The sequence below is a fragment of the Rhodobacter sp. 4.3.4 genome, assembly GCF_058724655.1.
The window spans coordinates 1342908-1355223 of sequence record NZ_CM178967.1 but is presented as its reverse complement, the minus strand read 5'-3'; the positions used below and the strand labels follow the sequence as shown (position 1 = coordinate 1355223).

At 69.1% G+C, this 12316-nt stretch carries 13 protein-coding genes; 10 read left to right on the top strand and 3 right to left on the bottom strand.

Translation table 11 applies throughout. The features are described 5' to 3' along the window. Window positions 1-51 precede the first annotated feature (51 nt). A complete protein-coding gene (locus AC4PTB_RS06505; RefSeq protein ID WP_492192243.1) occupies window positions 52-2301 on the bottom strand; it encodes a heavy metal translocating P-type ATPase in 2250 nt (749 codons plus the stop codon). Between the two features lie 108 nt (window positions 2302-2409). Between AC4PTB_RS06505 and AC4PTB_RS06500 the strand changes: the two genes are divergently transcribed. Beyond that, window positions 2410-2856 carry a MerR family transcriptional regulator gene (locus tag AC4PTB_RS06500; RefSeq protein WP_492192242.1) on the top strand — a complete coding sequence of 149 codons (447 nt, stop codon included), beginning with the start codon at window positions 2410-2412 and terminating at the stop codon, window positions 2854-2856. A 5-nt stretch (window positions 2857-2861) separates the two neighbouring features. On the opposite strand, the gene AC4PTB_RS06495 is transcribed toward AC4PTB_RS06500, so the two are convergent. After that, window positions 2862-4079: an MFS transporter gene (locus tag AC4PTB_RS06495; RefSeq protein ID WP_492192241.1), complete on the bottom strand. Its 1218-nt coding sequence runs from the start codon at window positions 4077-4079 to the stop codon at window positions 2862-2864. An 81-nt stretch (window positions 4080-4160) separates the two neighbouring features. Here AC4PTB_RS06495 and AC4PTB_RS06490 point away from each other — a divergent pair, with 81 nt between their 5' ends. The 5 genes from AC4PTB_RS06490 (at window position 4161) to AC4PTB_RS06470 (ending at window position 7985) form a co-directional block, all read left to right on the top strand. Beyond that, the gene (locus tag AC4PTB_RS06490; RefSeq protein WP_492192240.1) at window positions 4161-4793 is read left to right on the top strand and encodes a DNA-3-methyladenine glycosylase family protein; all 633 of its coding nucleotides are present in this window, start codon (window positions 4161-4163) and stop codon (window positions 4791-4793) included. Continuing rightward, window positions 4790-5452 carry an alpha/beta hydrolase gene (locus AC4PTB_RS06485; protein ID WP_492192239.1) on the top strand — a complete coding sequence of 221 codons (663 nt, stop codon included), beginning with the start codon at window positions 4790-4792 and terminating at the stop codon, window positions 5450-5452. The genes AC4PTB_RS06490 and AC4PTB_RS06485 overlap by 4 nt, the downstream gene beginning before the upstream one ends. A 402-nt stretch (window positions 5453-5854) precedes the next feature. Then, window positions 5855-6421 (top strand): HNH endonuclease, encoded by a 567-nt coding sequence (locus AC4PTB_RS06480; RefSeq protein ID WP_492192238.1) that lies wholly within the window; start codon window positions 5855-5857, stop codon window positions 6419-6421. Between the two features lie 409 nt (window positions 6422-6830). Next, on the top strand, window positions 6831-7304 hold the full coding sequence (locus tag AC4PTB_RS06475; RefSeq protein WP_492192237.1) for an Lrp/AsnC family transcriptional regulator: 474 nt from the start codon (window positions 6831-6833) through the stop codon (window positions 7302-7304). A 132-nt stretch (window positions 7305-7436) separates the two neighbouring features. Then, window positions 7437-7985, top strand: coding sequence for an RBBP9/YdeN family alpha/beta hydrolase (locus tag AC4PTB_RS06470; protein WP_492192236.1), 549 nt, complete (start codon window positions 7437-7439; stop codon window positions 7983-7985). Between the two features lie 204 nt (window positions 7986-8189). Here AC4PTB_RS06470 and AC4PTB_RS06465 read toward each other — a convergent pair whose 3' ends face one another. After that, complete coding sequence (locus tag AC4PTB_RS06465) at window positions 8190-9224, bottom strand: aldo/keto reductase (protein ID WP_492192235.1); 1035 nt, start codon at window positions 9222-9224, stop codon at window positions 8190-8192. A gap of 170 nt (window positions 9225-9394) precedes the next feature. On the opposite strand from AC4PTB_RS06465, the gene AC4PTB_RS06460 reads away from it, so the two are divergent. From AC4PTB_RS06460 to kdpA, 4 genes are all read left to right on the top strand, one after another. Next, window positions 9395-10291 carry an AraC family transcriptional regulator gene (locus AC4PTB_RS06460; RefSeq protein ID WP_492192234.1) on the top strand — a complete coding sequence of 299 codons (897 nt, stop codon included), beginning with the start codon at window positions 9395-9397 and terminating at the stop codon, window positions 10289-10291. Window positions 10292-10355: 64 nt separating this feature from the next. After that, window positions 10356-10493 carry a hypothetical protein gene (locus tag AC4PTB_RS06455; RefSeq protein ID WP_492192660.1) on the top strand — a complete coding sequence of 46 codons (138 nt, stop codon included), beginning with the start codon at window positions 10356-10358 and terminating at the stop codon, window positions 10491-10493. A 2-nt stretch (window positions 10494-10495) separates the two neighbouring features. Then, window positions 10496-10582 carry a potassium-transporting ATPase subunit F gene (locus tag AC4PTB_RS06450; protein WP_492192597.1) on the top strand — a complete coding sequence of 29 codons (87 nt, stop codon included), beginning with the start codon at window positions 10496-10498 and terminating at the stop codon, window positions 10580-10582. A gap of 18 nt (window positions 10583-10600) precedes the next feature. Further along, window positions 10601-12310, top strand: coding sequence for a potassium-transporting ATPase subunit KdpA (kdpA, locus tag AC4PTB_RS06445; protein WP_492192233.1), 1710 nt, complete (start codon window positions 10601-10603; stop codon window positions 12308-12310). The last annotated feature ends 6 nt before the right edge of the window (window positions 12311-12316 follow it).

The window sequence follows — 12316 nt, the reverse complement described above, 5'->3', positions numbered from 1 at the left end:
AGGTTGCTACGGCAAGGATGCAAAATACAGCCCCTTGAATGCGACATTTTGTCACTGGTTGTGGCGCGGATCATAGCGCAGCAGCCGCAGCGCATTCGCCGTCACCAGCACCGTCGCCCCGGTATCGGCCAGAACCGCGATCCAAAGCCCGGTGATCCCGAAAACCGAGGTGACCAGAAACACCGCCTTCAGCCCCAGCGCGATGGCGACATTCTGGCGGATATTGCCCAGGGTCTGCCGCGACAGCCGGATCAGCGCGGGCAGATCGGTCAGGTCGTTGCGCATCAGCACCGCATCGGCGGTCTCGATCGCCACATCGGTCCCCGCCCCGATCGCCACGCCGACATCGGCCGCCCGCAGCGCCGGGGCGTCGTTGATGCCGTCGCCCAGCATCAGCACGCCGCCCTGCGCCGAAAGCCGCGTCACCTCGGCGCATTTGTCCTCGGGCAGCAGCCCCGCCTTGACCGCAAGCCCGAAAGGCGCCGCCAGCGCCCGCGCCGGGGCCTCGGCATCGCCGGTCAGCATCACGCTGTCCAGCCCAAGCGCCCGCAGCGCCGCCAGCGCCGCGCCCGCCTCGGGCCGGGGCTCGTCGCGCAGGGCAATCAGCCCCTGCGGAACGCCGTCGCGGCAAAGTTCGACCACGGTCTTAGCCTCGGCCTGCAGCGCCGCCGCCTGCGGGTTGCCCGCGGCAGGCGCCGCAATGCGCCACAGCGCCCCGGCGATCTGCGCCTCGGCCCCCACCCCCGGGATCACCCGGGCGGCAGTGGCGGCGGGGGCCGTGCCCCCCTCCTCCGCGGCGCGCACAAGGATCGCCCGCGCCAGGGGATGCGAGGAGCCCGCCTCGACCGCCGCCGCATGGGCCAGCAGATCGGCGACCGGGACCCCGGCCGCAGGCAGAAGATCGGTCACCAGCGGGCGCCCCGGCGTCAGCGTGCCGGTCTTGTCCAGCGCCACAAGCCGCAGCCGCGCCAGCGCCTCGATCACCGCGCCGCCCTTGACCAGAAGCCCGCGCCGCGCCCCGGTCGAGAGCGCCGCCGCCATCGCCGCGGGCACCGAGATCACCAGCGCACAGGGGCAGCCGATCAGCAACAGCGCCAGCGCGCGATAGATCCAGACGCCCCAATCCGCCCCGGTCAAAAGCGGTGGCAGCACCGCCACCAGCGCCGCCAGCCCGACGATCAGCGGCATGTACCAGCGGCTGAAGCGGTCGATGAACCGCTCCACCGGGGCCTTGGCCGCTTCGGCCTCGGCCACCATCCGCGCGATCCGCGCCAGCGTGCTGTCCGCTGCCGCGCGCGTCACCCGCAGCCGCAACAGCGCCTCGGTGTTGATCGAACCCGCCAGAACCCGCTCGCCCGGGCCGCGCGTCACCGGCACGCTTTCCCCGGTCACCGCGCTTTCATCAAGCCCCGAGACCCCCTCGACGATCTCGGCATCGACCGGGGCGCGGTCGCCCGGACGCAGCCGCAGGATCTGCCCCGGTTGCAGCGCCGCCGCCGCCACCTCGCGCGTCTGTCCGTCCAGCTCCAGAAGCGCGGTTTCCGGCATCTGCCGGGCCAGCGCCCGCAGCCCGTCGCGGGCGCGGGCCGCGGCAATCGATTCCAGCAGCTCGCCCAAGGCGAACAGCACCACCACCATCGCCGCCTCGGCCGCGGCGCCGATGATCAGCGCGCCAATGGCGGCCACGGTCATCAGCATCTCGATGGTGAAGGGCTGCCCCGTCCGCGCCAGCGCCAAGGCCTGCCGCGCCACCGGGAAAAGCGCCCCCAGACAGGCGAGCGCGAAGGCCGGAGCCGCCAGCGCGGGCAGTGCCAGCGCGACGCCCCAGGCAAGGGCGAGCCCGCCCGCCGACCAGAACAGCCGCGCCGCCTTCGGCCCGCGCAGCCAGGGCGCGGCGGGCGGCGGGGGCGCGGCGGTCACTTCGGGGGCCGCCTCGGGCGCGGGGGCCGCCGCGCCGCAGCCGCAACCACCACAGCCGCATTCCGGGGCGCTGCCATGGCCGTGGTCGTGCCCGTCATGTGCATGGTCATGCGCATGGTCATGCGCGTGATCGTGGCGAGGTTTCAGCACCGGCAGCGGCGGCGCGGCACCGATGCGGGTGATCGTATAGCCCAGCCGCGTCACCGTGCGTTCCAGCTCGGCCGGGCTGGTCGCGCCCGGGGTCAGCCGCGCCCGCAGCCGCTCGCTCATCAGGGCGATCTCTACCGCCTCGACGCCCGGCAACCGCTCCACCGCGCTGCGGACCTTGCCCGCACAGGCGGCGCAATCCATGCCGCCGATCTGCCACTCGCATGATTCCATTTGCGAAACGACTGCCATATCAACCTCTTGTCTCACGATCTTCAGACGCTTGCCGCGATCTTGCCAAAACCCTAATCTCTCCAGCGACTAGAGCTGCAAGGGGGGATCATGCTCAGCATCGGGCGTTTGTCGCAGGAAACCGGGGTCAAGGTGCCGACGATCCGTTATTACGAGCAGATCGGCCTGATGCCCGCGGCCGAGCGCAGCAGCGGCAATCAGCGGCTTTACGGCGCAGCGGCGCGGCGGCGGCTGTCCTTCATCCGCCATGCCCGCGATCTGGGTTTTCCGCTCGAGGCGATCCGCGATCTGCTGGGCCTCACCGACCAGCCCGACCAGCCCTGCACCGCGGTCGATGCGATCGCGCGGGCGCAGCTGGCGACGATCCGCTCGCGCATCGCGCGGCTGCAGGCGCTGGAGGACGAGCTGGTGCGGATGATCGGGCAATGTGCCCATGGCAGGATCGCCGAGTGCCGGGTGATCGAGGTGCTGGGCGATCACGGCCTGTGCGCGCATGACCACCACGGCGCGCCCGAGGAGGAGGGGCCGGGGCGGTAGCCGCCTCAGCGGGTGTCCTTCGGCCGCAGCACCAGCCAGATCAGCGCCGCGCCCGCGAGCGTCAGGAACGGCAGCATGGCGAGGTTCACCGCCTGCCAGCCCGCCACCGCATCGGCCGAGGCGCAGGTCATCAGCCCGCCCGAGGAGAGCGAGGCCAGAAACACCCCGCCGAAGACGACGAAATCGTTCATCCCCTGCACCGTGCCGCGTTCCTCGGGGGCATGGGCGGCGGCCAGCATCGCGGTCGAGCCGATGAAGCCGAAGTTCCAGCCCAGCCCGAGCAGCACCAGCGCCAGGAAGAATTGTTCGAGATCGACCCCGGTCAGGGCCACGGCCCCCGCCACGGCCAGAATGAAAAGACCAATGCCGACAATGGTTTCGCGCCCGAAGCGGGCGATCAGATGGCCGGTGAAGAAAGACGGCAGATACATCGCCAACACATGCGCCGAGACGATGTCGGCGGCATTCGTCGTCGTGTGGCCGCAGCCCACCACCGCCAGCGGCGTCGAGGTCATCACGAGGTTCATCAGCGCATAGGAGACCATGCCGCAGATCATCGCCACCAGGATCACCGGATCGCGCAACAGCTGCGCCCGCGTCCGCCCCCCCGCCTGCCCCTTCACCCGGCGTCCGGGCGCGGGAAGGCGCAGGAAGGCGAACAGCAGCGGCCCGGCCAGATTGATCGCGATGATCGCCAGATATGTGGCCTGAAACGGCACCACCAGCGCCTGCGCCGTCACTTTCACCAGCTGCGGCCCCAGCACCGCCGCGATCAGCCCCCCGGCCAGCACCCAGGAAATCGCCTTGCTCTGGTGTTCGGGCGCGATCCCGTCGGTCGCGGCAAAACGGTAAAAACCCTGCGCCGACATATAGATACCGGCCAGAAGCGAGCCAAGGCAGAAGAGCGCGAAAGAGCCGATGGCCAGCGCATGGGCGGAAATCGCCGCCCCGATGCCGCCCGCGGCCGTGGCCAGAATGAACCCCGCGCGGCGGCCGTAAACCGCCATGAAGGACGACATCGGCTGCGCCGTCAGCACGGACCCCAGCACGATCAGCGACAGCGGCAACGTCGCCAGACAGGGGTTCGTCGCCAGCGACTGGCCCGCCAGCCCGCCCACGGTGAAGATCATCGACATCTGCGCGCCCAGAAACGCCTGTGCCGCGACCAGCACGATCAGGTTGCGAAGCGGCAGCGGCGGGGCGGAAGGGGCGGTCTCGGTCATGCTCCAGCCCTACCCCGCGCCGCGCGGGCTGGCAAGCTTTCGGGGCTGGCGCGGGGGGCGAAAACCGGGCAGGCTGGGCGCATGGTCGGACGCATCATCACCACCGAAGAGGATATCGCCGAGGGCGCGGCCTGGCTGGCCACGACCGAGCCGCGCTTTGCCCGCGCGCTGGAGCGGACCGGCCCCTGGCCGCTCAGACGCCGCGAGGACGGGTTCGACGCGCTGCGCGATGCGATCCTTGGTCAGCAGGTGTCTACTGCCGCGGCGCGCGCGATCCGCGGCAGGCTGATCGAGGCCGGGTTCGGCGCCGCCCCCGCTTTGGCCGAGGCCTCCGAGGACGATCTGCGCGGCTGTGGCCTGTCGCGGCAGAAGGTGCGCTATCTGCAGGCGCTCGCCCGCTCGGGGATCGATTTCGACGCGCTGCGCCGCCTGCCCGATGCGCAGGTGTTCGAGACGCTGCTGCCCCTGCCCGGCATCGGCCGCTGGACGGTCGAGATGTATCTGATCTTCGCGCTCGGCCGCGCCGATGTCTTTGCCGTCGACGATCTGGCCTTGGCCGAGGCGGCGCGAATGCTGTTCGATCTGCCCGAACGGCCGAAGCCGCGCGCCTTTGGCACGCTCTCTGCGCCCTGGTCGCCCTGGCGGGCGGTTGCCGCGCGCGGGCTTTGGGCCTATTACGCGGCGATGAAGGATCGCGAAGGAGTGGCGCCATGACGCGGATCAACAAGGTGGGGCGGGTCGAGGCCCGCTCGGGCAAGGCAAGCTCGGCGGTGATCTTCTTGCATGGCTATGGGGCGGACGGCGACGATCTTCTGGGTCTGGCCGAGCCCTTGGCGCCGCATCTGCCGAACACGCTGTTCCTTGCCCCCGACGCGCCCGAGGACTGCGTGACCAATCCCTTTGGTCGGCAATGGTTCCCGATCCCGTGGCTCGATGGCTCTGCCCCCGAAGAGGCCGCCGCCGGTCTGGCGCGATCCTCGGAGGACCTGAACGCCTTCCTGGATCAGGTGATGACCGCCGAGGGGCTGGCAGCGTCGCAGATCGCGCTTCTGGGCTTTTCGCAGGGCACGATGATGGCGCTGCAGGTGGCGCCGCGCCGCGCGCAGGCCCTGGCCGGGGTGATCGGCTTTTCCGGGCGGCTTCTGCGCGCCGAGGCGCTGGCCGCCGAAACGGTGACAAAGCCGCCGATGCTGCTGTTGCATGGCGACGTGGACCAGATCGTGCCCTTTGGCGATCTGAAACAGGCCGCCGATGCGCTCAGCGCCGCGGGCTTTGACCTGCGGACCCATGTGATGCGCGGCACCGGGCATGGCATCTCGCCCGATGGGCTGGGTCAGGCGCTGAGCTTCCTGCGGGCGCATCTGCCCGGCTGAGTCGCTTTCCCCCTGCCCGTTTTCCGGGCAACCCGTCATATCGCCGTCGCAAAGGCATGCAATGCCAAGGCCCATGGGCAGGTTGCGCAGATCGCGGGCCTTGCCCTGCGGCTGACGCGAGATATAGTAGAGCTGTGGCAGAGGCGGGGGCTTCTCCGCCGCGCTGCCCGCTCGGAACAGGCGGGGAAAGACAATGTGCGGATCGGATCAGGGAGGCGAAAGGCTGCGAGCCTGCGGTGACCGGCGCAACCGGGTTTCGGCCGACGGCGGCTTTGCCTGCCCGCCGCATCCGGGCAGTCTGTGCCCCGTGACGACGATCTTCTCCTGTCGGACCTTGCGAAAGCGCGTGTATCCCACGCGCTTTTTTCTTTGCCTGCAGAGCCTTGGCGAAAGGGGGCGGGGATGAATGCGGCGATCGGAAATCTGCGCACGCTGGTGTTGAATGCCGACATGCAGCCGCTTTCCTGGGCGCCGCTTTCGGCCTGGAGCTGGCAGCAGGGCCTGGTCGCGGTGCTGCAGGAGCGCGTCATCCAGGTGAAGACCTACGAGGGGCTGCGGGTCTCTTCGGCGAACCAGAGCTTTGAAATTCCGGCGGTGGTGGCGCTCAAGACCTATCGGCGGCGCAAGAAGGTGCCCTACACGCGGTTCAACGTATTTTTGCGCGACGAATTCCGCTGCCAGTATTGCGGCAAGCGCTTTCCCGCCTCGGAGCTGACCTTCGACCATGTGATCCCGCGCGCGCGTTCGGGCGGCAGCCGCTGGACGAACATCGTCACCGCCTGCGGGCCCGACAATCTGCGCAAGGGCTGCCGGACGCCGAAAGAGGCGGGGATGCGGCTTCTGCGCCCGCCCTTCGAGCCGAGCCCACGCCAGCTTGATGACATCGCGCGACGGCTGCCGATGGCGAAGGAGGGGCTGCACCAGACCTGGCTCGACTTCCTGTACTGGGACAGCGAGCTGGAGGAATGACCGCAAAGGCCGCGAAGCGCCCTGTCCGGGGCGCCGCTGTATCGGCCCGGTGAGATCCCGCGCCTGCGGCGCTGTTGCACCGCGGCTCTGACGGGCTTCATCCCGTGACTCCAGCCTGATCGCCGGAGAACATGAGCCCCCCGAATTGGCAGACCCGGACCCGGCCAGCCTGCGACAAGGCGCTGAAACGCCGCGCCTTTTCGGGAGCGTGGCGGAACCGGGTCCGCCCGGTCCGGCGACGCGATACGGCTGATCGGTGCGGCTGACCGGTGCAGGTCTCCCGGTCAGTCCCCCCCGATCTTGCCAAAGCCTTCCGCCAGATCTGTGCCGAGACAATTATTCCCCATAATCACGGTAGACTTTTTGCTCTTTAATGTCATGCTGCCCCGGACCCCGAAAGGAGAAACCGATGACCCGGCTTGACCTGATCGACCGCAAGATCGTCTCCGAACTGATGCGCGACGCGACCCTGCCGGTGGCGCAGATCGCTGGCCGGGTGGGGCTGTCGCAAACGCCGTGCTGGAAGCGGATCCAGAAGCTGGAAGCCTCGGGGGTGATCGAGAAACGCGTCGCGCTCGCCAATCCGCGGGCGCTGGGATTGGGCCTGACGGCGTTCGTGGCAATCGAGGCGCCCGATCACGGGCCGGCGTGGCGCGACATCTTTGGGGCCGAAGTCGCCAAACTGCCGGAAATCATGGAGGTCTGGCGGATGGCGGGCGAGATGGATTACCTGCTGCGCGTTTCGGTGCCCGACATGGCGGCCTATGACCTGCTCTATCGGCGCCTCACCGATGCGGTGCCGATCCGCAACATCACCTCGCATTTCGCGATGGAGCGGCTCAGATTCTCGACCGCCTATCCGATCGAGGCGCAGAGCGGCTGAGGCGCAGGAACGCCCCCCTGCCCGGGGGGCGCAAAAGGGCAGGATCTTCTCTTTTCCCCCGGGTCTTTGGAACCCGCAATCACGACAACCGTGATAGATATTCCAGAACGCAACCCGACCGCAGAGGTTCCCATGATCAAGACGCTGCTCGTTCCGGGCCTGGATGGCTCGCCCGCGCCGCATTGGCAGGACTGGTGGGCCGCCACCGATCCGACCGCGCTGATGGTCGACCTGCCCTGCCCCGACCGGCCGATGCCCGATCTGTGGGAGGCGGAACTGGCGGGCATGGTGCTGCAACATCCCGGCGCCGTGCTCGTCGGCCACAGCCTTGGCGCGGTGCTGGTGGCGCGGATGCTGTCGAAATGGCCGCAGATCGAGGTGCGCGCTGCGATGTTCGTCGCCCCCGCCGACACCCGCTGCGCCCGCCGGATCGGCCATTTCGGCTCGCCCTCGCGCCGGACTTTGCCGGTGCCAAGCATGGTCGTCGCCTCGCGCAACGACCCCTGGATGAGCTTTGCCCGCGCCAGCGAACTGGCCGCGGCCTGGGGCTCGGAGCTGGTCGATCTGGGCGCCGCCGGGCACATCAATGTCGCCGCCGGTTTCGGCCCCTGGCCCGCGGGCAAGGCGCTGCGCGACCGGCTGCTGACCCGCCTGCCCCAGCCGGTGGAGAAAAGCGCATGAGACAGCTGTTCTGGCGCCCGCCCAGCCTGCGCGACAGGCTGCTGCTTGGCCTGCTGCTGGCGGGCTGGGCAGGGCTGATCGCCGCCATCTTCCTGCAGTGACCCCGACCTGCTCCGCCTTCAGGCCCCGCGCGCCGGGGCCTCCGCCCGCTGCCGCGCTGGTGTGCCCGGCGGCGCAGCGGCCGGGGCGGGCGAGGCCGCGCTCTCAGCGCTTCGGCGCGGCGAAGGGGGCGCGGTATTGCGCCTGACGCGCCAGCATCCAGCCCGGATATTCCGGGGCAAGCGCCGTCACCGCATCGAGCGCCGCCAGATCCTCGGGCGAAAGCCGCACGTCGGTCGCGCCGATATTGTCGGCCAGCTGATCGACCCGCTTCGCGCCGACGATCACCGAGGTCACCACCGGCTGATGCAAGAGCCAGGCCAGCGCCACCTGCGCCACCGAACAGCCCCGGGCCGTGGCGATCTTGCGCATCGCGGCCACCGCAGCATCGCCCCGCGCCAGATCGACGGGCGGGAAGTTGAAGGCCGCCCGCCGCCCCTCGGCGGCCGTGCCGTCGCTGTATTTGCCCGAGAGGAACCCGCCCGCCAGCGGGCTCCAGACCAGCAGCCCGATGCCCTCGGCTTGCAGCATCGGCACGATCTCGCGTTCCAGATCCCGGCCGACGAGCGTGTAATAGGCCTGCAACGACAGGATCGGCGCCAGCTTGCGGGCCTCGGTGATGCCCACCGCCTTGACGATCTGCCAGGCCGCCCAGTTCGACAGGCCGATATAGCGCACATGCCCCTGCCGCACGAGCGTATCAAGCGCCTCGAGCGTCTCGGCGATCGGCGTCACCGGGTCAAAGCCGTGGATCTGGTAAAGGTCGATATGCTCCATCTGCAGCCGGGAAAGACTGGCCTTCGCCTGCGACAGGATATGCGCCCGCGCGGCGCCGCAGCCGTTCGGTCCCGCCCCCATCGTCCCCATCACCTTGGTCGCGATCACCAGATCGTCGCGGGCAAGACCAAGGCTGCGGATCGACTGACCCAGAATCCGCTCGCTCTCGCCGCCCGCATAGACATTCGCCGTGTCGATGAAATTGATCCCGGCGTCAAAGGCGGTCTGCACCAGCGCATCGGCCTCGGGCTGGCGCAGCTGGCCGATCTGGCCCCAGATCCCCTCCGCGCCGCCAAAGGTCATCGTGCCAAGGCAAAGCTCGGACACCAGAAGGCCGCTCGGGCCAAGGGGGCGATAGCGCATGATCTGTCCTTTCGATCGGCAAGACCGGGGCGATGGCCGCCCGGTTGCCGGCAGAATAGGCCCGCAAGGTCCCGGGCCGCGACGCCGATCCTCGCGAAATCTTGCTCGATCCTCTCATTCGCGCCGATTGCAGGCTGCGCGATCGCGCGAAGACGGTTAGCCTGCCGGTCATGGATACCGACCCGCTGGCCCCGCTGAGAGACACGATCGCCCGCCTGTGGCGGGCGCATGGCCGCGAGACACCGATCGCGGGGCTTTGTCTGAGCGCGGCCTCTGCCCCGGCCGGGCCGATCCATGCGGTTTACCGCCCCTCGCTCTGCGTCGTGGTGCAGGGCGCCAAGCTCAGCCTGATGGGTGATCGGGCCTTTCGCTATGACGCCGGAAAATGCCTGATCGCCACGATGGAGGTGCCGATCCGCGCCGAGATCACCGAGGCCGGACCGGACCGCCCCTATCTCGCCTTCAGCCTGGCGCTGGAGCCCGCGACGATCGCCGACCTGCTGCTGGACCCGGGCGAGACCGCCAGACTTCCGGCCGGACCGGCGCTGGCGGTGCATGGTCTGGAGGAGGAACTGCACGACCCGCTGCTCCGGCTGCTGACCCTGTGCGACCGGCCGCGCGATATCGCGATCCTGTCGCCGCTGATCCGGCGCGAGATCACCTGGCGGCTGCTGAACGGCCCGATGGGGCCTGCGCTGCGCCAGATCGGGCTGGCGGGCAGCCCCGGGGCGCGGATCGGCCGCGCCATCGCGCAGATCCGGGACAGTTTTGCCGAGCCGCTCCCCGTCGCGCGGCTGGCCGAGGTCGCGGGCATGAGCCCTGCCACCTTTCATCGGCATTTCAAAGCGGTAACGGCGATGACGCCGGTGCAGTATCAAAAGCAGCTGCGCCTGCAGGAGGCGCGGCGGCTGCTGTTGTCCGAACCGGCCGAGGTCGCCCGGATCGGCTATGCGATCGGCTACGAAAGCCCCGCGCAATTCAGCCGCGACTATCGCCGCATGTTCGGCGCCCCGCCCGGCCGCGACGCGCTTGCGATCCGCAAGGGGCTGGTGCCGCAGACGCCCTGACCGCCCGCCCCGGTTTCCTTGCATCTTCCTTATGCCGCACGGGTGCTTTCGCTATCGATCCCTGATGCGCTTCGGCACGATCCTCCCGGCACGTTTTCGATGCACCAAGGAGACCTCGATGTCCGATATCCTTTTCGCCGGTCTTGGCCTCGGGCTGATCGCGCTGTTCGCGTTTTACGCCCTGTTGCTGGCGCGGGCCTGATCATGCTGGAAGCCCTGATCGGCCTTGTGGTGGCGCTTGGAGTGGGCGCCTATCTGATCCTCACCCTGATTGCGCCCGAGAAATTCTGAGCGGGCCAGGAGAACCCCATGACAGTTTTCGGATGGCTGCAGATCGCGGCCGTATTGTTGTTCACGCTGGCGACGGCGGTGCCGCTGGGCCGCCACATGGCCCGTGTTTTCACTGGCGAGCGCACCTTCCTGCACCCGCTCCTGCACCCGGTCGAGCGCGGCTTTTACCGCCTTGCAGGTGTCACCCCCGAGCGCGAGCAGGGCTGGCTGACCTATGCCTTTGCGATGCTCGCCTTCAGCGCGGCCGGATTTGCCGCCCTTTACCTGATCTTGCGGCTGCAGGGGCTGATGCCGCTCAACCCCGGCCAGCTGCCCGGCCTGCCCGCCGATCTGGCCTTCAACACCGCCGTCAGCTTCCTGACCAACACCAACTGGCAGTCCTATGCGGGCGAGACCACGATGAGCCCCTTCAGCCAGATGGCCGGGCTTGCGGTGCAGAATTTCCTCTCGGCGGCGACCGGGATCGCGCTGGCGATGGCGGTGACGCGCGCCTTCGCGCGGGCCAGCAGCGAAGCGCTGGGCAACTTCTGGGTCGATATGAGCCGGGCGACGCTTTACGTGCTGTTGCCGCTGGCGATGGTCGTGGCGCTGGCGCTGGTGGTGCTTGGCGTGCCGCAGACCCTGACCGGCTCGGTCGGGGCGGTGACGCTTGAAGGGGCGCAGCAGACGATCGCGACGGGGCCGATGGCCAGCCAGGAGGCGATCAAGCAGCTGGGCACCAATGGCGGCGGTTTCTTCAACGCCAACTCGGCGCATCCGCTGGAAAACCCCTCGGGGCTGTCGAACGGGCTGGTGATCTGGGCGATGCTGGCGATCTCGGCGGCGCTGCCGATCACCTTTGGCCGGATGACCGGATCGGAACGGCAGGGCTGGGCGATCCTCTCGGCGATGGGGCTGTTGCTGGTCGTGGCGACGGCGGTCGTTTACTGGGCCGAAACCTCGGGCAACCCGCATCTGACCGCGCTCGGGCTTGATCCGCTGGCGGGCAACATGGAGGGCAAGGAGCTCCGGTTCGGACAGGCGATGTCGGCCCTGTTCATTGCGGTGACGACCGGGCTGTCCTGCGGCGCGGTGAACACGATGCATGACAGCCTGACGCCGCTGGGCGGTCTGGTGCCGATGCTGCTGATGCAACTGGGCGAGGTGCTGCCGGGCGGTGTCGGCTCGGGGCTTTACGGCATGGTGGTGTTTTGCGTGCTCTCGGTCTTTGTCGCCGGTCTGATGGTCGGACGCAGCCCCGAATTCCTGGGCAAGAAGATCGAGGCGCGGGAAATCCGGCTGGCGGTTCTGGCGGTGCTGATCCTGCCGCTGGTGATCCTGGGCTTCACCTCGGCTTCGGCGATGCTGCCCTCGGCGCTGGCCAGCCTGAACAACGCCGGCCCGCACGGGCTGAGCGAGATGCTTTACGCCTATTCCTCGGCGGCGGGCAACAACGGTTCGGCCTTTGCCGGGCTCAATGCCAACACGCCCTGGTACAACACCACCCTTGGCATCGCGATGATGATGGGCCGCTTCGCCTATGTGCTGCCGGTGCTGGCGATGGCCGGGGCGCTGGCGTCGAAACCGCGCATCGCCGCCTCGGCGGGGACGTTCCCCACCACCTCGCCGCTCTTTGTCGGGCTGCTGGTGGGGGTGATCCTGATCCTCGGCGGGCTGCAATTCTTCCCCGCGCTCGCGCTTGGCCCGATCGTCGAGCACGTGCTGATGCACGATCTCGTGACCTTCTGAGAGGCA